A 21,394-nucleotide genomic window follows, 5' to 3' on the forward strand; every position below is an offset into this window, starting at 1 on the left:
CATTATGTCAACGAAAAAGACGAACGGTAGAGACTTTCTGATTGGTTCGATCATCGGAAGCGTAGTCGGGGCGGTTACTGCTCTTGTTCTTGCTCCTAAATCCGGTAAAGAACTGCGCAGTGATATTTCTGAACAGGCTAGTTCCCTCAAAGGGCGCGCCGGCGAAATGAAAACACAGTACAGTGAAAAAGGTGCACAATGGAAAGATGTTGTCACTGAAAAATCCCGTGCAGTAGCTGAGAAGGTGAAAGAATCTTCCCAGACTGTCCAGGATAAAGTCAAGAACATTACTTCCAAAGATCAAGCGGATGATACGGCTTCCAACAATAAGGAAGCGGAAGATGCTGCGGAGGAAGTAGCTCGTGCAATCGAGGAAGCTGCAAGGGAATTGGAAATGGAGCAGCAGAAGTCCGCGATTGAACGAAATAAGGATCTTTAATTGATCAGACTCCCAAGCATCTTGCTTGGGAGTCTGTTTTATTTTGAAAGGAGTTTAGAGGGTGGAAGCAAAAGTCATTCAAAGTCAGGAAGAATTTCAGGATGTATTGAATAAGGAGGCTGCATTCTACCTGCTCAAGCATAGTTTGACATGTCCGATCAGCGCCAGCGCGAAGCAGGAGTATGACCGTTACAGCCTTGATACACAGCTGCCTGTGTATACATTGTATGTACAGGAAGCAAGGGAGCTTTCCAATATGATTGCCGAACGTTATGACGTGAAGCATGAGTCGCCTCAGGCCTTGCTGTTTGAGAATAATCGGGTAATCTGGCATGCATCCCATCACGATATCACACAAGCCGCTTTGCAGGAGCAAGAGGCTCGATTCAATCAATAAAAAATGTCAGTCATTGATGGGCGAAATGCTTTCTTTAGGGGTATGATATGACCGAGCGGCTTTAAGATTCGCCCCGCAATTCATGGATTCGCTATAAGTGCACTGTTATAGCAGGAAATAAAAAGCTGTACGCAATTGCGTACAGCTTTTTTACATGGTCAGCTCGATCTTATCGTGAGGGGATAATACATCATGGAAGGCTGCTATGGAACCGTTCTTGTATATTTGAAAATTATCGCTGACTTTTGACAGATCAATATCAACGAAGCGAAAAATATCCTGGATGATAAACTGATCAGCTGCCGCCCGCATTTGCAGTCTGGTACCGCTTGGGATGGGCTCATCGGGCTCGACTGGCCTATCCTTGTCATAAAGCTGTGCCGCAGGAGGGGTGAGTTTAATGGTACTGCCGTTGAACTCAACCGTCATCGATGTTTGGCTGCCGGTTTGTAAATGGGGAAGCAATTCAGCAGCAGTCGGGACTTTTCGTTCCTGGATTCGAATACTATCGCCGTCGGTTACTTGATCCCGGAGCCGGGCTGGAATGTCATTGATCGTAAACACCTGGCTGAATGCTTCAATCGACAGCAGCTTATCATTTATGTAGACATCATATTCTCCTGCCTCAGGCAATGCCGGCAGGGGCAGCTTATGTTCATGTAAAAAGTATTCAATGGTAGTATCCCTCTTTAAAAGGACTTCATCCCTGTCTTCCAGGCGGTATGCCGGATGAACTGGCTGTCCGTTAACTAGAACCTGCTGTTTCATCTGGTAAGGCTTTCCGTTATGGAAGATGGTCATCGGCTCCAGATCTTCAGTTATATCGTGTACAGTCACCTGTGCAGGTAATCCATCTTCCCCGGCTTCCACTTCCAGCTTATCACCATCATGAATCGGAGAATCAAGGCTCGCGGGCTGATGATTCCGCGTTATTTTCGGTGCTTTTCCGATTGTGCCCGGCAGGGTGAGCGGTTTTCCTTGGAAAGTTATCATGCAGGCTGCTCCCGGTTTTCCGTATAGGCGGGCTATTTGAATGCCGGCAGCCAGCAATGCATCCCCCACTGTCAGTTTCTTCATATCGAATAGACGTATGACACGTCCATTTACTTGGATGCTGACATAATGGACTGGATTTTGTTTAGCTGCCAATGCAATGCCGATCGGTGTGATGAAAGCAGGTCCTGCAGGTACATTATCCGTTTTTTTCAGAGACTGGATTGCTTCTGTGCCGCGGATGGCTACTCTATTTTCAGGCAGATCGAGCATCCTTGCCAAGCGGCCGGCCAATCCAGGTGTCTGGCTTCCGCCGCCTACGAGCATGACAGCTTTCGGAGCGACTGCATTCAGCTGGATGATGCTAGCTGCGATTGCTTCTGCCAGCTGGTCGATCGCATGCCCGATGTCCTGTTCAACCTGATCGCCACTCATCTGCTGCTCGAAACCGAGGATGTCCATCGTTGTGATTGTACCTTTTTCGGACCAGTCCCGTTTGGCAGCTTCGGCCACGTGAAAATCAAGCAAATAATGGTCACTCAAGGCTTCTGTGATTTCATCTCCTGCTTTTGGGACCATTCCATATGCCGTGATGGTCCCCTCGTTCGTAATGGCGATATCACTCGTGCCTGCGCCGATATCGACCAATGCTACATTCAAACGGCGCATGGAAGGCGGTATGAGGACGTTGATAGCGGCAATTGGTTCCAATGTCAAAGCATCCATTTCCAAATTGCTTCGCTTCAATGCTGACAGCAGTGATTCGACGACAACCTTCGGCAGGAAGGTGGCGATGATCTCCACGCACGCCTCATCACCTTGCTGATCGATCAAAGAGCCGATGTCCTGCTCGTCAAGCTGATAATGCAAGACAGAGTAGCCGACGCAATAATAATCCGTACTCTTATCTTTTGAATGAGCAATTTCATACTGGGCTTGCTGGACAGCGCTGAGCTCCAAGTGCTGTACCTGCTCCTTGTCCAATACTCCGCGTTCGGAGATGGAATGGCGAATCTGGACACGCTTCGTCTGCAGCGAACGTCCGGCGGCTGCGACACATACTTTATACAATGAACCGTGTTTTTCCTCCAATTTGTGCTTCACTTCCGAAATGACTTGTGCCACTGCTACGACATCATGGATCTGACCGTCAAGCATCGAACGTTCATCGTGCTCCACCATTTCATAATCTATCAAGGTATAAACACCAGCATCTGCTTCCAGCAGCATGCCGACAACAGATCTTGTTCCGATATCCAAAGCAAAAATTCTTTCCTTCAAAGCGATATTCCTTTCCGCAATGTTCTATTCGTTTCGCTGTACGCTGAAACCTTATGAAACTCCTAGATTCATTCTACACTATTGAGGATGACAGCGAGTAAACTTTTAGCTATAATGATTGCTAATTACCTGAGCTGGATATAATAGAAAAAGAGTGGGAGAGAGCGATGAATATGGATGAATTAGCGAGTTTGCGAAAAAAATTGGATGAAGTGAACCTTGAGCTGCTTGCCCTGATAAATAAACGGGGCAAGCTGGTCCAGGAAATCGGGGAAGTCAAGAAAAAACAAGGCACGAAGCGATTCGACCCGGTCCGTGAAAGAGATATGCTGAATGTCATATCGGATAACAATGAAGGACCATTCCAGGATGCCACACTTCAGCATATTTTCAAGGAAATCTTCAAGGCCAGCCTGGAGCTGCAGGAAGACGATATGCATAAAGCATTGCTTGTCTCACGACGCCGCAAGCCTGAAAATACGGTTATCGACATCAAAGGCACAAAAATCGGCGATGGAGTGCCGCAGTTCATTTTTGGACCATGCTCTGTGGAGAGCTATCAGCAGACAGCCACAGTAGCCGAATCCCTTCAGGATAAAGGCCTCAAGCTCCTTCGCGGCGGAGCTTTCAAGCCGCGGACATCCCCTTATGATTTCCAGGGGCTGGGTGAAGAGGGACTTAGGATCCTGAAGAAAATCGCCGATACGTATGATTTGGCCGTCATCAGTGAAATCGTGGCGCCCGAGGATATCGAAAAGGCTGCAGAATATTTGGATGTGATTCAGATAGGGGCCCGTAATATGCAAAATTTCGAATTGCTCAAAGCAGCCGGGGATGTTAAAAAGCCAATCCTATTGAAACGTGGTATGGCTTCCACCATTTCTGAATTCATCCATGCTGCAGAATATATCAGCTCCCGCGGAAATAACGACATCATTCTTTGTGAACGGGGAATACGCACGTACGAGACTGCAACACGGAATACATTGGATATCACTGCTGTCCCGATTTTGAAACAAGAGACGCATCTGCCGGTTATGGTCGATGTCACACATTCCACTGGCCGTCGGGATTTGCTGCTGCCGGCAGCAAAAGCGGCCCTTGCGATCGGAGCTGATGGTATTATGGCGGAAGTCCATCCGGATCCGGCCGTTGCCTTGTCCGATGCGGCCCAGCAGATGGATTTGGCGCGGTTTGATGCCTTTTATCGGGATCTTATCGCCCATAGCAGTTATGCAAGCCGAATCCCATTGGAGGATTGACAGCTGGAAGTATAGCTTTCCTGCAATATCAAGCGTTTTTTGTATCTCGTTCTACTGAAATGTTCAAAACTCTGGTATAATGGGTAAAGAATATGTGAATAAACATACAAATTGATATTATCATCTTTGGATGATTGGAATCGTGTAAGGAATATAGGAGGATATGACACAATGAATGTAACCATATACGATGTTGCCCGTGAAGCGAACGTATCGATGGCAACCGTATCCCGTGTGGTAAACGGCAACCCTAATGTAAAACCTGCAACTCGGAAGAAAGTACTCAGTACAATCGAAGCACTAGGCTATCGTCCAAATGCGGTGGCAAGGGGGCTTGCAAGCAAAAGGACGACAACTGTCGGAGCAATCATACCGGATATTTCCAGTATCTTCTTCTCCGAGCTTGCCCGCGGGATTGAAGATATCGCAACGATGTATAAATACAATATGATCCTGAGCAATTCCGATCAGAATCCAGACAAAGAACTTACATTGTTCAACAGCATGCTGGAGAAACAAGTGGACGGTATTGTCTTCATGGGCGGCAAAATCAGCGATGAATTGCTGCAGCAGTTCGAGAAGTCCCCAGTACCGATTGTCATTGCAGCCAATGTACAAGGAACAGGGGATACGCCATCTGTCGCAATCGATTATGAACAGGCTGCATATGAAGCTACGAAATTGCTGATCGATCATAATCATGATCATCCGGCATTCGTTGCAGGAACAGCAGAGGCCGAAACGAATAACCAGAAATACAAAGGTTATCTTCGCGCCGTGACGGAGAAAAATGCCGAAGTGAAGCAGGAGTATATCGTAAAAGCTAACAATACGTACAACTCAGGCTTGGAAGCGGCAAAGCAGCTGGCAGGTCTGGCTGATCGCCCTTCTGCGGTATTCGTTTCTTCTGATGAAATGGCACTTGGTGTCATCCATGGTTTCCAGGACAATGGATTGCGTGTACCGGAAGATATCGAAGTGGTCGGTTATGATAATACGAGACTGGCGACGATGGTCCGCCCGACACTTTCCACTGTCGTGCAGCCTACTTATGATATCGGGGCTGTAGCCATGCGTTTATTGACAAAACTGATGAATAAAGAGGAAGTATCAGAGAAAAATGTCATCCTTCCGCACCGCATCATCGAGCGGAATTCGACAAAATAAAAACTAGCGTATCCAATTGGATACGCTAGTTTTTTTATAATGTAATGGTTTCTGATTCCTTGCCATCTGCTCCGACTGCCTTTATTTGATAGGTGGAATCATTGTCAGGAAGATGGAAGGAGGATTGATTGCTGAATCCAATTTGCTTGAAGCTGTCTCCTTGCTTCTGCAGGATACGGTATCCCTTCACATCTTCGGTTTTTGATTGAGTCCACGTGAGTTTCTTATCGGCTTTTTGCACATTCGTCGGCGGGAGCGGAGCACCAGAGCTTGTCTTTACGGCGTTACTATCATCCGATTTAGCTGAAGCGCTGCTGCTTGCCGCTTTCCCGATCAGCTTTTGTACTTTTTCATTGTTAGGGAAAAGCTGTTCGATGCTGACGCCTTGCAAGCCGTTTTCCTTGACAAAGTCTGGATTCAGGACAATTTTTCCATTCTGTTTGATCAAGCTGTCATCTGCCTTTGTTGGTACATGATCTTTATCGAATAAATCGGTTTTGACCATGCCTGCTTGTTTACAGAGCTCAGTCGGTTTTCCGCCGCCAATCGCACAATAGGATGCCTTTGTCAAACCGTCTGGCTGCTTGAATGACTCACTAGGGGCCATCAGCTCAGGGTCGATCTTGGTAGCACTGTTCACTAATTGTGTCCATAGCAATTGGTTCCGCTGACTATAGCCCATTCCAGAGGTCTGGATGGAATCTTGTTTATCATAACCCATCCAGACGCCGACCGTTACATTCGGATTGGTGGCCACGAACCAGGAATCATGATAATCCTGTGAAGTCCCGGTTTTACCGGCCCAATCCACATTCTTATTGGACAGCTGGGATTTTGCATACGTAGCTGTACCATTATCGAGCACTCCCCGCATCATATCCAGCATCAAATAATTGGTCTGCGGACTGAACACCTTGTTCTGTTTGGATTCATGTTTATAAATCTCTTCACCATCTTTTGTAGTGATGGATTCGATCATATAAGCATCCGTGAATTCGCCGTTATTACCGAAGGTTGCATAGGCGTTGACGTTTTCCTCCACTGTCGTACCATAATCCAATCCGCCCAGGGAAGCAGCAAGATTGGAATGATCTCCTTCAGTCAAAGTCGTAATTCCCATTTTCTCCAAGTATTTGCTGGCGGGGTCCAGGTTGACAATTTCTTTATAGGCTTTCGCCGCGGGTACGTTATAGGATTCTTCCAATGCTTTCCGTGCAGTCACGAGTCCATGGTATACCCCGCCGTAGTTGCCGGGATTCCAGGTTTTTGACTGTCCGGGTACAGTGAATTTCTTGCTTAAGTCACCGATGACGGTCCCCGGCTGCAGGGTGCCTTCCTCCATCGCTGGAGCATACACAAGCAGAGGCTTCATCGTACTGCCATTGGATCGCTTCGTGTCAGTGGCATGGTTCACTTGGTTTTTCTCATAATCCCGTCCGCCGACGAAGCTCAATATCTTACCAGTGCTGTTTTCGATCATGATGGATCCTGCTTCGATCGGCTCGGAAACAGTCTCTGTTTCCCCGTCGCCATTGGTCCGTTTCACCCAATGATCCGGCTGGTAATAAGCATATTCTTTCGCGATTTTCTGCTGGGCAACATACATATCTTTATTGATCGTTGTATGAATCTGGTAACCTTTTTGACGAATATCGCGCTCAGCTTTTTCCAGGTACTCGTTTTTCAAATCATTATCTTTGTCCAGCTCTTTTTTGGAATGGCCATCTTGTTCCGCGAGCTGTATCGCGATGATACCGGCTGCCCGCTGTTCCACCTCGGTAGTCAGATAGCCATAGTCGTTATCAGACACTGGTTTTGCTTCTGCAAAATCCTTGGTGATGTCATACCCGATAGCGTCATCGTATTCTTGCTGGTCGATGTACCCCTCATCGAGCATTCGGTTAAGCACTTGCTTCATTCTATTCAGACCTGGCTGCAGGGCAGTCTCTTCCTTCAATTCACCGCTGTTGGTGAATGGTGAATAGGCTGACGGACTCTGCGGCAATCCAGCCAGGAAAGCTGCTTGCGGCAAGGTGAGATCCTTTGCATCCACGCCGAATATGCCCTGGGCAGCTGTCTGTACGCCCGCTATATTATTCCCGGAAGCATTTCTGCCGAAAGGAACGATATTCAAATACGCTTCGAGGATCTCATCTTTGCTCAGCACTTTTTCCAGGCGCATAGCGAGTATGATTTCCTTCGCTTTACGCTCGAAGGATACCTCATTCGTCAGTATCTGGTTTTTGACAAGCTGCTGTGTCAGCGTACTGCCGCCTGTTTTCGTTTCCGAGTTCGTAGCTTCCTGCATCAATGCCCGCAGAATCGATTTCGGCACTACTCCATTATGTGTCTCGAAATTATCATCTTCGGTAGCGATGATTCCATTTATGACATATGGTGAGATCTCATCCAGTTTCACATCTTCGCGATAAAGATCGGTTTTAATGTTCCCGAGGAACACATTGTCAGCAAAGTAGATGGAGGATGTCTCCTCATAATTGTAGACTTCTTCTTTCATAGTGTCATAGGATAGGACGGGCTCACCTTTTACAAGCGATGCAAAATATCCCGCGCCAGCTCCGACGACAAAGAAGATACCGACGCCAGCCAAAAGCAGGAAAAAGAGGAATAAGTTCCAAATGACGTCATATGTGATACGAGAATTCCGCTGAATTCGGCCAGCCTTCCAAGCTTCGGCAATTCGTTTGCTGATTCTTGTCCATATTGCTTTGATTTGCATATTTCACCCCCGAATTGGTTTGTCTATTATACCATAGTAGTCAATTTTCGTAGTGAGTCCAAAATCCTTGTTGCATTTTATCCTTCTATATGGTAATAATGAAGAACAGTCATTATAAAATATTGCGTTGAAGGTTATAGTAGCGGAACAATTCCCTGTTTCAGAGAGCTGACGGCCGGTGCGAGTCAGTATAAAGTTGTTTTGCCAAGTACAGACTGGAGCTTCTCCTGTTCAAGCAGGGGACGGATGTATATCCGTTAGCAAACCGAGTGGCAGTTCATACTGCAACAAGGGTGGTACCGCGAGTCATTTCCTCGTCCCTTTTTGGGGACGGGGTTTTTTTATTTTCAATTGTGAGTGAGGAGTGTGGTCAAATGTCGATTTTACAGGATTTAAAAGACAGAGGTTTGGTTCAGCAAACAAGTGATGACGCAGGATTGGAGAAGCATCTGTCCAGTCAGCAGGTAAGTCTGTACTGCGGTTTCGACCCTACAGCCGATAGCCTGCATATCGGACATCTTGTTCCGATGCTGATGCTGAAGCGATTCCAGCAGGCAGGTCACCGTCCGATCGCACTTATCGGCGGTGGCACAGGAATGATCGGGGATCCAAGCGGCCGGTCAGATGAGCGTAATTTGAATGATGCAGCAACAGTGGAGAGATTCAGCCAAGGTATTCAGAAACAGCTCGCCAGGATCTTGAACTTCGATGAAGGCGAAAATGCAGCAAAAGCGGTAAATAACAAAGATTGGCTTGGTTCCATGAGCGTCATCGATTTCCTTCGTGATATCGGGAAGCATTTTGGAGTCAATTACATGCTGGCAAAGGATTCCGTCGAATCCAGATTAGCCAATGGTATTTCTTTCACGGAATTTACGTATATGATTTTGCAGTCCCTGGATTATCTGCGTCTGTACGAAAAAGAAAATGTGACACTGCAAATCGGCGGAAGTGACCAATGGGGCAATATCACGGCTGGAATGGAATTGATTCGCCGGACGTATGCAGGCAACGATGAAGAGGCTCCAGACAAAGCATTCGCTTTGACAGTTCCGCTTATCACCAAAGCAGACGGAACGAAATTCGGCAAAACAGCAGGCGGAGCAGTATGGCTGAGCCCCGAGAGGACAACTCCGTATGAATTTTACCAATTCTGGTTCAATACGGATGATCGTGATGTAATCAAGTTCATGAAATACTTCACTTTCCTGTCTCTTGAAGAAATCGCAGCTTACGAAGAGAGCGTGGAGAAAGAACCGGAAAAACGCCTGGCACAGACAAAGCTTGCCGAAGAGATGACGACGCTTGTACATGGCAAGGAAGCGCTGGAACAAGCGATCAAAATTTCTTCAGCTCTTTTCAGTGGTGATATCGCGTCCTTGAATGGTACAGAAATTGAACAAGGCTTCAAGGATGTTCCGTCCCACACAGCTGCCGACGAAGACAAGCCGCTTGTCGATATGCTGGTGGAGGCAGGGATTTCCCCTTCCAAACGTCAGGCCAGGGAGGACATCACAAACGGTGCCATCCGCGTCAATGGTGAAAAAGAAGTGGATGTATCACGCTTCCTTACAAAAGCAGATCGAATCGATGGAAGATTCATCATCATCCGCCGCGGCAAGAAAAAATATACGTTATTGAAATTTGCTTGATGAAGAAGCACCGTCCGAACAGGATGGTGCTTTTTATGTTTGATAAAAAGGGCAGGGGGAATGTAAAAAGCACCTAGTACTTTCCGCATTTATCGAAAGTGGATCAATGGGAGGTGAAAAAAGTGGGTGACACAAATGCAATCCAAGCCTTCATGAACGAAAGTGATGCAATCGTCAGGGTGAATGAATTGATTTCTGCCGGTGTACCAGAAGAGGATATCATGATCATTGTGGATAGAAGATCTGAAGACAGTATCCTCGGTGACAAGAGAGAGGTACGCTATAAGGAAGCAAGTGGTTCCGTCAGTACAAAAATCGTCTCTTTCTTCACCAATGAGGATCCGGAAGAGAAAGTCCTCAAAAATCTTAATCTGTCCCAAGCTGAAAAAGATCATTATGCAGACGAGCTGAAAGCGGGAAAAGTATTGCTGTATGCAGAAAATGCTCCGGCAGCAGGGGAAGAGGATCGCAGTGACTGAATGCAGCGGAACCGGAGAAGGAGAGGACGGCGAATGGTCTTTGTCCGGCCGGCAAGCCCAATGACGTGCCCCATGGAATACGACGAAGATGAAGCATCCATCAAAAGGCTTTGGCAGCCTGCGCGCTGTCGGAGTCTTTTTTTATGTACAGGAACATGTATTGGGCTGGGTCCCATGCTGTACATTCATTCTTCACTCAATGAAGTTGAAAGCGCATACAAAATGGGGGATCGGGTGTTAAGATGATTGTAACGAAAGGAGGATATGATGAATCTCAATGAACGCAACTCCGCCATCCTGGATGCTTTATTAAGTAATCCAAGCACATCCAGTGCTTTGCTTGAAAAAAAATTCGATCTTTCAAAAAGGCAGCTCGGCTATTCCATCCAAAAGATAAATAGCTGGCTTGAGCACTTAGGCATACCATTGATCGAACGAACATCACAAGGGCATTTCCTCATCGATGAAAGAGTATTCACGGCACTGAATCATGTAAAGGAAACTGCGGAACAGCATCATTCTTCCATTTTGACCGCCCGTCAAAGGACACATCTCCTTCTTTGCATGCTGATAAGCAAGGATTATCTATCATTGGATCACTTCTCGATTGCAATGCGTGTAAGCAGGAATACAATATTGAGAGATTTGAAGAACCTGGAGAAGCAGCTTGAACCGTTTCATTTGCATATACGTTACAGCCGAAAGCATGGCTATCATATTGAAGGAAATGAGTTTCAACTCAGGAAAGCATTGATGTCCGCATTGATGCAATTACTCGATTCGGATGATGGGCTTTTCGAATTAATGGATGTTTTGGAGCTGGAAGAAGATTGTGTGAATGCTTTCCGTGACAGGATTGAAATGGTAGAGAAAAAGCTATCGATAAAATTCACCGATGAAAAAATGAGGACGATGCCAATAACCTTATTCCTTATACTGCAGCGGGTCAGGAAAGGGGAATGCCTGACAGACTCCCCTATACGCTATAAGGAATTGGCAGGCACGAAAGAATACCAGGCAGCAGAAGAAATATTATTTGACCAGCAAGGGCTGCCGGAGGCTGAAAAACTTTTCATCACTCTTCATTTGCTATCGGCAAATGTGATAACGGCAAATCTGGATGCCGAGGATGCAATTCCTAACCTATATCCCGCAGTCGACAGCATGCTCAGTCTTTTCGAAAAAGTTTCCTGTATTCGTGTACAGGAGCGGAAGCAGCTGCTGGATAAACTGATGCAGCACATCAAGCCGGCTTATTACCGGATTAAATACAATCTTACGGACACCACACCAGTTCCGGGGGTGTTAAGCGGAGAATTCCGCTCTTTGCATCAGTTGGTCAAGCGCTCTCTCGATCCCTTGAAAAGCTTCATCCAAGCTGAGATTCCAGAAAATGAACAGATATACATCACTTTGCTTATCGGAGGCTGGATCAGGCAGCAGGGGGAGAGCATTGGGGAGAAAGTGAAAGCGATTGTCGTGTGCCCGCAGGGTGTGTCTGTTTCTAAGCTGATGTTCCACGAATTAAGCGGGCTTTTCCCGGAATTCGTGTTTCTGGACAGCATGTCTGTTCGTGAATTCATCACGTATGATCTGGATTACGACATTGTATTTTCGCCAGTCTTATTGGAGACTTCCAAAAAGCTGTTCATAACGAAGACGATGCTGGATACACACGAAAAAAGGCTTCTCAGGAAACAGGTCTTGACCTATATCCATGGATTTGTTTCCAAGCAAGTCAGGACAAGCGAAATCATGCAAATCATCAGTAATCACACAATGATCATAAACAAAAAGGCTCTGGAACAGGAACTGCAGGCATACCTTGGTCAAGTGGATCAGCATGTGGTGCAACCGGCTTTGGAAGAGTCGCAGCCGCTGCAGCTATCAGATTTTTTGATGCATCAGCATATGAAGATGACTTATCAAATCGGATCATGGGAAGAGGCCGTGCGATCCTGTGCCGGTATCTTGCTCGATAAAGGGATCATCGAGCCCAGATACATAGATGCCATGATCAAAAGCTGTGAGAAGGATCCGTATATCGTGATAGGGCCTGGCATAGCTATACCGCATGCTTCACCGGAGGATGGTGTTTTCCGCACTGGTATGAGTCTGCTCAAGATCAAAAACGGTGTGCAGTATTTGGGGCATCGCATTCATATCCTGGTAGTCATCGCAGCAAAGGATAAGAAGGAGCATATACATGCCCTCATGCAGCTCATGAAACTATCCAAGTCCAAGGAGGACATGAAAAACATGATAAACGCTGCTGGAATCCCGGAGATGAAGCGGATCATCCTTCAATATTCCGATGGCGCAGCAAAGGAGAAGGAGATGCATTATGGCTGATTTTTATCTTGGTGCCAACCTTGTATTCCTGCAAATGAGCGGAGCGCGCGAGGATATATTGCGTGAAATGGCAGAAAATCTTGTAAAAGAGGATTTAGTTGAAGCAAGCTTTGTATCAGGAATCATCGAGCGCGAGAAAGAATATCCGACAGGTTTGCCGACTGGTTCATCGATATCCGTCGCTATCCCGCATACGGATATCGAGCATGTAAAAAGGAATGCGATCAGTATTGCTGTATTGAAGGAGCCAGCCTCCTTCCGAGTGATGGGGGAGTCTTCGATGGAGACACCTGTAAGCATCATATTCATGCTGGCGATGAAGGAGTCGCATGCGCAGCTATCGCTATTGAAGGATCTCATGACGTTTTTGCAAGATGAAGCGATGCTGCGGGATTTATATGATTCCGCCACAAAAGAGGAAGTAGTCCGGCTGATTGATAGAAACCTTAGTTTGACGGCAAGTAAAGGAGGTGACAGATGATGGCCAAAAAACAAGTATTGGTTGCCTGCGGTGCAGGTATTGCCACTTCCACTGTCGTAAACAGTGCGATTGAAGAAATGGCAAAGGAAAACAAAATCGATGTCAATCTGATTCAAATCAAAATAGCAGAAGTGAATTCCTATGTGGATACAGCTGATTTGCTGGTGACGACAGCCATGGTGAAAACATCCTATCCTTTCCCTGTGATCAACGCACGCTCATTCTTGACAGGAATCGGCCTGGAAGAAACCAAGGAACAAATCTTGAATGAATTGAAAAAATAACAAATGGAGTCGGTTCCAAGTCGTTGGGATCGACCTCATTTCCTAAAAAGTGGGGGCTGCATGATGGACGCATTTGTCGGGTTCTTACAAAAATTCCTTGACTTGGGTGCAACGGTGATCTTGCCGGTGGCGATCTTCCTTCTTGGGCTTTTGTTCGGACAAAAGCCTGGGAAGGCATTTAGATCAGGGTTGACAATCGGAGTGGCTTTTGTCGGTATTTTCCTTGTGGTCGATTTATTGACATTGAACTTGGGACCGGCTGCCAAGCAGATGGTCGATCGGCTTGGAGTGGACCTCCATGTCATCGATGTCGGATGGCCTGCCACATCATCCATTGCCTGGGCATCTGTTGTGGCTGCTTTTATCATCCCGCTCGGCCTGGTTGTCAATGTCGTCATGCTAGTGACGAAGACGACAAAAACAATGAACGTGGACATTTGGAATTATTGGCACTATACATTTATGGCCGCTGTTGTGTATACCGTCTCTGGAAGTGTGGTACAAGGGCTGATTGCGGCTGTCTTATTCCAGATTGTCTGCTTGAAAGTAGCAGATTGGACACAGCCGATGGTAGAGGATTTCTATGAAATGCCAGGCGTCACAGTGGCAACCGGAAGCACGATTTCCTATGCCCCTGGTATCTTGATCGTAAAGCTGATCGAGAAGATTCCAGGTTTGAACAGGATACATGCCGATCCGGAAACGATTCAAAAAAGATTCGGAATATTCGGTGATTCGATGGTGATCGGATTACTTCTAGGTGCGGCCATCGGTGCTTTGGCAGGATACGGAGTGGGCGACATCATTGAAATCGGCATGGCGATGGCCGCTGTCATGGTTTTGATGCCTCGCATGGTGAAAATATTGATGGAAGGTCTGATGCCGGTTTCGGAGTCTGCAAGGAACTGGCTCAGTAAGCGATTCGGAAAGAGCGAAATCAATATCGGACTGGATGCAGCCGTCCTGTTAGGGCATCCTGCTGTCATTTCCACTGCTTTGATCCTGACGCCGATAACCGTACTTTTGGCAGTCATCCTGCCGGGTAATGCAGTCCTTCCATTTGCGGATTTAGCTACCATTCCATTCATTGTCGCTTTCATCGTGGGAGCGGCAAAAGGGAACATCATCCATTCTGTCATAACGGGGACGATCATGATTGCCTTATCTTTGTACATGGCTACGGATATAGCACCTATCTTCACGGATATGACAACGAGCGCTGCCATCGAGATGCCGGAAGGATCCGCCATGGTTTCGAGTATCGACCAGGGAGGCAATCTGGTCAACTGGATCATATGGAAGTTATTCGCATTATTCAACTGATAGATTAGGAGGATCACTTCATGCAAGCATTGGTGAAAAAGCAATTGGGGTTCGGGAATCTAGTGGTGGAAGACAAACCAGAACCTTTTCCGAAAGAGGACCAAGTAAAAATCAAAGTGACTTACGCAGGCATTTGCGGATCGGATATCCATACGTATGAAGGCAGCTACCGAGTGGCAGCCCCCGTTACTTTAGGACATGAATTTGCCGGTGTCGTGGAGGAGGTGGGCGGGAATGTCACCGACTTGAAGCCAGGAGATCGAGTGACCTCCGAGACGACTTTTTATATATGCGGGCAGTGCAAATATTGCCTGCAGAAGGATTATAATCTGTGTAAATATCGGAAAGGGCTCGGGACGCAGCAGGATGGCGGTTTCGCGAACTACGTCATTGCAAGGGCTGCAAGCATCCACAAAGTCCCTGATAATGTCGATGACCAATCTGCAGCTATGACAGAAGCACTTGCATGCACACATCATGCAGTAGCCAAAACGACAATCCGGCAAGGTGATATCGTCGTGGTGATCGGACCGGGTCCAATCGGTCTGCTCACTGCGCAAGTAGCCAAAAGTAAAGGGGCAGAAGTCATCATTACCGGTCTTTCTGCTGATAAAGTCCGTCTGGAGAAAGCGAAAGAGCTAGGAATCGATCATGTGGTCAATATCCAGGAAGAATCCCTGGAGGAGCTTGTTTACGGATTGACGGATGGCTATGGTGCAGATGTTGTTTTCGAATGCTCCGGGGCAGTTCCTGCAGCACGTCAAGGACTGACACTTTTGCGTAAAAAAGGGCAGTACGCGCAGGTGGGTTTGTTCGCTGAAGCTTCAGTGGCATTTGATATGGAACAGGTCATCCAAAAGGAATTGAGGATCGTTGGAAGCAGAAGCCAAAAGCCTGCCGATTGGGAGCCATCGCTGAGTCTGATGGAAAGCGGTGCCGTCGATGCAGCAGCACTGGTCACACACATTTTTGATATAACGGAATGGGAGAAGGCCTATCAGTCGATAAAAGCTGGCGAAGCAATCAAAGTCCTGCTCAGACCAATGAAAGAAGGATGATCCATGGAAAAAGAAAAATTGATCGAGATCATCGATTATACGATGCTCGCTCCAACCGCCAGTAAAGATGATCTAAAACAATTTTGTTTGGGAACGATCACTTATGGATTCCGCACAGTTTTCGTAAACCCATGGTATATCCCCTATGCCTTTACGATACTGTCGCCGCATGACATAAAAGTTGGGGCGCCAATCGGGTTTTCACTCGGCGGAGCGACGACAAGAGTCAAGGTGGAGGAAACGAAGGCGGCGATTGAGGATGGAGCTTCTGAAATCGGCTCATCAACCTGGGGGCGTTGAAGTCAAAAGCCTATGATGCTGTGTACCAGGATATGGAGGCTGTAGTCAAAGCAGCCGATGGCCTGACGACAAAAGTGATCCTGGAAACAGCTCTCTTGGATGAGACGGAAAAACGGAAAGCAGCCGAGATGGCGGTGGCTGCCGGAGCTGATTTCGTGAAGACAGCCACGGGCTTTTATGGCGGAGGAGCGACGGTTGAAGATATCGAGCTCCTCGCTGCTAGTGTGCAAGGGAAAATCGGAATCAAAGCAGCCGGGGGCATACGGACATATGATGATGCTGTCAGTATGATCCGGTCTGGGGCAACACGAATCGGTGCAAGTGGTGCTGTCGCCATCATCAGGAATGAAAAAGCGGATACAGATTATTGGTTCGGAGGGATAACATGACAGAAATGATGCTTGACTTTATGCTTGGACCGATGAGGGCAGTGAGTGCTTTCTATTTTGAGCACCAGCTGATTTTTAATGGGATCATTATCGGCGGTGTGTCATGGAAGCTGTTTACAGGCAGGAAATCGAAACAAACATAAAGAGGTGTAGCCCCGTGAAGACGCTGAATCTGTACGGAATAGAAGATATAAGATACGAAGAGTCACCGCAGCCAGTGATCGAATCAGATCACGACGTCATTATAAAGGTGGAAGCTGCTGGCATATGCGGTTCCGACTTATCACGTTATAAAAAGCTTGGACCCTATCGCCCAGGAATGACATTCGGGCATGAATTTGCAGGAACCGTTGCGGAAATCGGAGGCGCCGTCAGCCATGTCAAAATCGGTGACAGGGTGGCTGCCTGCCCGGCATATGCATGTGGGAAATGCTTCTACTGCAGGAGCGGAGACCCATCAAGATGCAAGGAATTAATGGTCATCGGATCCAGGGTGCCGGGTGCATTTGCGGAGTATGTGAAGCTCTCTTCTGCCCATGTCATACCGCTGCCTCCCGGGGTGGATAGTGAGACGGCGGCTTTAATAGAGCCGGCAGCGGTCGTGGCCCATGGTTTTTACCGGACACAGATCAGGCCGGGGGCGGCTGTTGCAGTGATGGGTGCCGGTAGTATCGGTCTGCTTGCTATCCAATGGGCCAGGATATTTGGAGCGAAAACAGTCATTGCGATTGACATCGATCCAAAAAAATTGGATATTGCCATGGAAGTAGGTGCCGATCATGTGATTGATGCAAGTTCTGCAACGGGCTGCGATGCGATATCAGCATATACGGATGGCGAAGGTGTCGACTTGGCTGTTGAATCGGCAGGTTCACCAATCACTTCGGCACAAGTACTGGCATTGCCAAAAAAGGGAGGGGAAGTTGTTTATCTGGGGATACCATATGCCGATATAACCATGGAACGATTTTACTTCGAAAAAATCGTCAGGAACGAGCTGACGATTCATGGATCCTGGAATGCATTATCCGCTCCTTTCCCAGGTCAGGAATGGGCCAATACCATTCATTATATGCAAACAGGTCAATTAAATGGAGAAAAAATGATTAGTCATCAGATACCTTTAAGTGAAGGTCCGGCTATGTTCCGACAGCTTGCCGACCGAAATATTGATGCCGTAAAAGTGCTATTCCATCCATAGGAAGATGCAGGTAGCTGCATCTTTTTTATTATATGTATTAGAAAACCCCTGGCTATGCCGGGGGTTCCAGAAAGCTTCAAGCGTGGTAATAAAAAAACCTCACTTCATGGTAGGATAAAGTTGGTTTCCCGACCACTTTATCTCGCCATAGAAGGAGGAGTGCCCTATGAAGGACATGAACAGTTTAGCACATACAACATGGAATTGTAAGTATCACGTAGTATTTGCGCCAAAGTACAGAAGGCAGGTTATTTACGGAAAATACAAAAAGAGTATCGGACAAATTATTAGGGATTTATGTGAACGGAAAGGTGTGATTATCCATGAAGCAAATGCTTGTCCGGATCACATTCATATGTTGATAAGTATCCCGCCGAAATTAAGTGTGTCACAATTTATGGGATACTTAAAAGGGAAAAGTAGTTTAATGATATTCGATCGTCATGCCAATTTAAAATATAGATATGGAAATCGAAAATTTTGGTGTCGAGGATTCTATGTTGATACAGTCGGGAGAAATAAGAAACAAATACAAGAATATATTAGGAATCAGCTAAAAGAGGACTATATGGGCGATCAATTGACATTATTCGAAGAGTACGATCCATTTACAGGAGAAAAAAATCGGAAGAAATAAAGAAATTCTTTAGAATTGGTGAGTAGATGTGGTGCAAGAGGGAACCCATTCAGCGGGCCTTTGAGGCCTAGGCCGGTAACAAAGGCTTTTAGCCGCAGAACAAACCACCAGTTCACACTGGTGGTTTTGATTTCCGGGAGTCACAAGAAATTATATGTTTATTCATTTTCTTGTCGGGAAAACAAAAAACACGCAACACTTCAATCAGATTTAGGAGGTATGACAGCATGTTAGCTCATAAAATTGAAACCTTCCAAAATGAAAATGATGTGATTGTAAGGGTAAATGAATTGAAATCCAAAGGAATCCAAGAAAGCAAAGTGACGGTGATCACCGACAAGAAGCCGGAATCTTCCATTTTGGCTGATCGGCTGAGCGTGAATTACAAGGAAGCGAAGGGCTCCTTGCGTGATAAGGTGTCCGCCTTGTTTACCGGAGATGACCCAGAAGAAAAGACATTAGAGGACTTGAATTTGAACCAGGCAGAGACAGATCGATATGTGGATGAATTGAAAAACGGGAAGATCCTTTTATTCGTGGATCCAACCGCCGGAGGGAAACTGCAGTCAGAAGCTCAAACAAATTCACATGCAAATGGGGATCGCCCGGTCGCTGGAACTGGTAACACCCGGCCTGGCACTTCATCCTTCAACAACGATAAACCAAATGCTTCCCGGACGGAACAGATGGAATTGCATGAAGAGGTAGTGGATGTGGATACGAATGCAGTAAAATCCGGGGAAGTGAATGTAGACAAACGCACGGTGACAGATCAGGAGGAATTCGATGTTCCGGTGACGAAACAGGAAGTCAATATCGAGCGCCGTCCAGTGAATAAAGTAAATGAGCCTGGCAGTACAGCGGGAGCTTATACGGAAAAAGATGGTATCCATGTCCCGGTATATGAGGAAAAAGTAGATGTGGATAAGAAGGATGTCATCAAATAAGAAATTATCGTCAACAAGAAAGATGTACAGGACAACGTCCATGTAAATGAAAAAGTCAGACGTGAGGAAGCGGAGATAGAAGATAGCACAAAAAAGAATAAGGGCTTGAAGTGATGGAAAACCTCACCGATTATCATCGGTGAGGTTTTTTGATGGTTCATCGATTCAAATCGCTCAATCCAGTGCTATGCTCGTTCGGCAGTTCCGGCAATTCCGGTACCGGGAAGCCTGCTGGAGGCTGGGATACACTGAATTCCCCGCCGTTTCGGCTGGGAACCGTCCCTTGGATGATTTCAGCGATCCGGGTCTGATCGAGACGGAAATTGAATTGCGTATTATGGAAGCCCATATCGACGAATTTTTTGCACTCTGGATATTTATTGATATCATAATTAGGCACCGGGAAGATCTTGCCCCAATCCACGCCCAGTGTTTCCAATGCTTTCGCAAATGCATTCTGATGGGCATTGTCACGGACGATCAAGAAGGCCAGCGTTTCCCGGAATGTGGCGTTGGAGCTCATCTCATATATACGCGTTTTTTGCAGCACACCAGTCGATTCGAGTACGACATTATTTAACAGATCGGCGATAAGGTTTCCGTGGCTGTAGACCCAAGAGCCATTCCATGGATTGCCTGCTGCATCGAATGGGATGGAAGCTTGGGCGCCGATTATATAGTGGTGGGGATTCACGTTTGGTGTATCCTCGATCGGACCGGAAAGGGGCGCACCATCAGGCGCTGTATTTCCCGCCCCGCCTTCACCCGACTCATCCAGCAAGGCATTGATTGTATTCTGCACCAGCTCCACATGTGCAATTTCCTCCAGGAAGATACCGCGCAAAAGATCACGGAACTGTTTCTGCTTCCCTCGGAAATTAGAGCTTTGGAAGAAGAATTGCATCATGGTGCGCATTTCCCCATAGTGACCGCCCAGGATTTCCTGCATAACCTTCGCCGCGGCAGGATCGGGCTTATCCGGTTTGATGATGTTGATTAATTCTTCTTTGTAATAATACATCTAAGTGCACCTTCTCTTTTTTGGATTTACCGTTAGTGTCTGTTACAGAGAAATCGCTTATTCATCTATATTTTTCTTTGAAACATCCGCAAAAAAAGAGTATGGCTTCGACAAAAGTCGACTTGATTCATATTTCCACCCGAACGTAGTACAATAGTAATTGTATAGTGCAAACTATCTACTATCGGAGGGGTTAGATATGAGTAAAACAGCAATCATCACAGGGGCAGGCAGCGGATTGGGACAAGCTGCAGCCGTCCGTCTTGCCGAAGAAGGCGTGAATATCGCAGTAGTCGATGTCAGTGAAAAAGGGGCAAACGAGACTGTCGAATTGGTAAAACAAGCTGGAGCGGAAGCGATTTTCATTCAAGCGGATGTTTCCAAGGAAGCCGATGTCAAAAATTATGTGGATAAAACATTGGAGCATTTCGGCTCTATTGATTATTTCTTCAACAATGCTGGTATTTCAGGCAGCGGTAAATACTTCCTTGATTCCGACGTTGCGGAAATCGAACGTATCGTCGGCATCAATTTGCTGGGCGCGCTTTATGGTGTCCGTTATGTAGCGGAAGTGATGGTGAAAAACGGAGGAGGCTCCATCGTCAATACTTCCTCCAGTGCAGGTGTGATCGGTCAGGATTCCGTTGTCACCTATGCTGCGACAAAACATGCTATTGTCGGCATGACAAAGAGCCTGGTTGCCGAATACGCAAAAGATGGTCTCCGTGTAAATGCGATTGCGCCAGGACCTACCGAAACAAAAATGGTAGCGGAGTTTTATGCTGCGAATCCGAAAATGAAAGAAAATGCAACTGGCGGTATTCCGCAGAAACGTCTCGGCACACCGGAAGAGGTAGCGGAACTTGTTACATTCCTGCTTACTTCAAAAGCGCAATATATCAACGGTGAAGTAATCCGTATCGATGGCGGATTCACGAATACAAAATAATTACAAAAAAATCGCCTTGCGGATAGCGGGCGATTTTTTATT

The 21,394-nt window shown here is 46.7% G+C and carries 21 protein-coding genes and 1 other annotated feature; of the genes, 18 read left to right on the forward strand and 3 right to left on the reverse strand.

Annotated elements, in window-relative coordinates; translation table 11 throughout:
* Nucleotides 1-4 precede the first annotated feature (4 nt).
* Both MHI54_RS14270 and ytxJ read left to right on the forward strand, forming a co-directional pair.
* Entirely contained in the window at nucleotides 5-439 is a 435-nt protein-coding gene (locus tag MHI54_RS14270) for a YtxH domain-containing protein (RefSeq protein ID WP_095217185.1), read from the forward strand.
* A 61-nt stretch (nucleotides 440-500) separates the two neighbouring features.
* The gene (ytxJ, locus tag MHI54_RS14275; protein WP_095217184.1) at nucleotides 501-836 is read left to right on the forward strand and encodes a bacillithiol system redox-active protein YtxJ; all 336 of its coding nucleotides are present in this window, start codon (nucleotides 501-503) and stop codon (nucleotides 834-836) included.
* 150 nt (nucleotides 837-986) lie between these two features.
* Here ytxJ and pilM read toward each other — a convergent pair whose 3' ends face one another.
* The gene (pilM, locus tag MHI54_RS14280; protein WP_340081938.1) at nucleotides 987-3,110 is read right to left on the reverse strand and encodes a pilus assembly protein PilM; all 2,124 of its coding nucleotides are present in this window, start codon (nucleotides 3,108-3,110) and stop codon (nucleotides 987-989) included.
* 167 nt (nucleotides 3,111-3,277) lie between these two features.
* Between pilM and MHI54_RS14285 the strand changes: the two genes are divergently transcribed.
* Both MHI54_RS14285 and ccpA read left to right on the forward strand, forming a co-directional pair.
* A complete protein-coding gene (locus tag MHI54_RS14285) occupies nucleotides 3,278-4,372 on the forward strand; it encodes a bifunctional 3-deoxy-7-phosphoheptulonate synthase/chorismate mutase (RefSeq protein WP_095217182.1) in 1,095 nt (364 codons plus the stop codon).
* A 171-nt stretch (nucleotides 4,373-4,543) separates the two neighbouring features.
* Nucleotides 4,544-5,539: a catabolite control protein A gene (gene ccpA / locus MHI54_RS14290; protein WP_095217181.1), complete on the forward strand. Its 996-nt coding sequence runs from the start codon at nucleotides 4,544-4,546 to the stop codon at nucleotides 5,537-5,539.
* Between the two features lie 34 nt (nucleotides 5,540-5,573).
* On the opposite strand, the gene MHI54_RS14295 is transcribed toward ccpA, so the two are convergent.
* On the reverse strand, nucleotides 5,574-8,279 hold the full coding sequence (locus MHI54_RS14295; RefSeq protein ID WP_340081939.1) for a transglycosylase domain-containing protein: 2,706 nt from the start codon (nucleotides 8,277-8,279) through the stop codon (nucleotides 5,574-5,576).
* A 118-nt stretch (nucleotides 8,280-8,397) separates the two neighbouring features.
* Nucleotides 8,398-8,604: a binding site (T-box leader), on the forward strand.
* A 49-nt stretch (nucleotides 8,605-8,653) separates the two neighbouring features.
* Between MHI54_RS14295 and tyrS the strand changes: the two genes are divergently transcribed.
* The 13 genes from tyrS (at nucleotide 8,654) to MHI54_RS14360 (ending at nucleotide 19,382) form a co-directional block, all read left to right on the forward strand.
* Nucleotides 8,654-9,931, forward strand: a complete 1,278-nt coding sequence (gene tyrS / locus MHI54_RS14300) for a tyrosine--tRNA ligase (protein ID WP_340081940.1) — start codon at nucleotides 8,654-8,656, stop codon at nucleotides 9,929-9,931.
* 122 nt (nucleotides 9,932-10,053) lie between these two features.
* Nucleotides 10,054-10,410, forward strand: coding sequence for a general stress protein (locus MHI54_RS14305; protein WP_095217178.1), 357 nt, complete (start codon nucleotides 10,054-10,056; stop codon nucleotides 10,408-10,410).
* A gap of 264 nt (nucleotides 10,411-10,674) precedes the next feature.
* Complete coding sequence (locus tag MHI54_RS14310; RefSeq protein ID WP_340081941.1) at nucleotides 10,675-12,762, forward strand: BglG family transcription antiterminator; 2,088 nt, start codon at nucleotides 10,675-10,677, stop codon at nucleotides 12,760-12,762.
* Nucleotides 12,755-13,243, forward strand: coding sequence for a PTS sugar transporter subunit IIA (locus tag MHI54_RS14315; RefSeq protein WP_158221590.1), 489 nt, complete (start codon nucleotides 12,755-12,757; stop codon nucleotides 13,241-13,243). Before MHI54_RS14310 ends, MHI54_RS14315 begins: the two co-directional genes overlap by 8 nt.
* Nucleotides 13,243-13,527: a PTS sugar transporter subunit IIB gene (locus MHI54_RS14320; RefSeq protein ID WP_095217189.1), complete on the forward strand. Its 285-nt coding sequence runs from the start codon at nucleotides 13,243-13,245 to the stop codon at nucleotides 13,525-13,527. The genes MHI54_RS14315 and MHI54_RS14320 overlap by 1 nt, the downstream gene beginning before the upstream one ends.
* Before the next feature lie 63 nt (nucleotides 13,528-13,590).
* Nucleotides 13,591-14,850 carry a PTS galactitol transporter subunit IIC gene (locus MHI54_RS14325; RefSeq protein WP_340082959.1) on the forward strand — a complete coding sequence of 420 codons (1,260 nt, stop codon included), beginning with the start codon at nucleotides 13,591-13,593 and terminating at the stop codon, nucleotides 14,848-14,850.
* 20 nt (nucleotides 14,851-14,870) lie between these two features.
* Complete coding sequence (locus MHI54_RS14330; RefSeq protein WP_095217174.1) at nucleotides 14,871-15,908, forward strand: zinc-binding dehydrogenase; 1,038 nt, start codon at nucleotides 14,871-14,873, stop codon at nucleotides 15,906-15,908.
* A 3-nt stretch (nucleotides 15,909-15,911) separates the two neighbouring features.
* Nucleotides 15,912-16,208, forward strand: coding sequence for a hypothetical protein (locus MHI54_RS14335; protein WP_340081942.1), 297 nt, complete (start codon nucleotides 15,912-15,914; stop codon nucleotides 16,206-16,208).
* Nucleotides 16,205-16,597, forward strand: coding sequence for a deoxyribose-phosphate aldolase (gene deoC / locus MHI54_RS14340; RefSeq protein WP_340081943.1), 393 nt, complete (start codon nucleotides 16,205-16,207; stop codon nucleotides 16,595-16,597). The genes MHI54_RS14335 and deoC overlap by 4 nt, the downstream gene beginning before the upstream one ends.
* Nucleotides 16,594-16,740 (forward strand): hypothetical protein, encoded by a 147-nt coding sequence (locus MHI54_RS14345; RefSeq protein WP_198946067.1) that lies wholly within the window; start codon nucleotides 16,594-16,596, stop codon nucleotides 16,738-16,740. The genes deoC and MHI54_RS14345 overlap by 4 nt, the downstream gene beginning before the upstream one ends.
* 14 nt (nucleotides 16,741-16,754) lie before the next feature.
* Complete coding sequence (locus MHI54_RS14350) at nucleotides 16,755-17,798, forward strand: galactitol-1-phosphate 5-dehydrogenase (protein WP_095217173.1); 1,044 nt, start codon at nucleotides 16,755-16,757, stop codon at nucleotides 17,796-17,798.
* 166 nt (nucleotides 17,799-17,964) lie between these two features.
* Nucleotides 17,965-18,435, forward strand: a complete 471-nt coding sequence (tnpA, locus tag MHI54_RS14355) for an IS200/IS605 family transposase (protein ID WP_093727170.1) — start codon at nucleotides 17,965-17,967, stop codon at nucleotides 18,433-18,435.
* A 227-nt stretch (nucleotides 18,436-18,662) separates the two neighbouring features.
* Nucleotides 18,663-19,382, forward strand: coding sequence for a DUF2382 domain-containing protein (locus MHI54_RS14360; protein WP_340081944.1), 720 nt, complete (start codon nucleotides 18,663-18,665; stop codon nucleotides 19,380-19,382).
* Nucleotides 19,383-19,539: 157 nt separating this feature from the next.
* Here MHI54_RS14360 and MHI54_RS14365 read toward each other — a convergent pair whose 3' ends face one another.
* Entirely contained in the window at nucleotides 19,540-20,403 is an 864-nt protein-coding gene (locus tag MHI54_RS14365) for a manganese catalase family protein (protein WP_095217171.1), read from the reverse strand.
* Between the two features lie 199 nt (nucleotides 20,404-20,602).
* On the opposite strand from MHI54_RS14365, the gene MHI54_RS14370 reads away from it, so the two are divergent.
* Nucleotides 20,603-21,352 (forward strand): glucose 1-dehydrogenase, encoded by a 750-nt coding sequence (locus MHI54_RS14370; RefSeq protein ID WP_340081945.1) that lies wholly within the window; start codon nucleotides 20,603-20,605, stop codon nucleotides 21,350-21,352.
* The last annotated feature ends 42 nt before the right edge of the window (nucleotides 21,353-21,394 follow it).

Source organism: Terribacillus sp. FSL K6-0262 (genome assembly GCF_037977385.1).
In the GTDB taxonomy this organism is placed as follows: domain Bacteria; phylum Bacillota; class Bacilli; order Bacillales; family Amphibacillaceae; genus Terribacillus.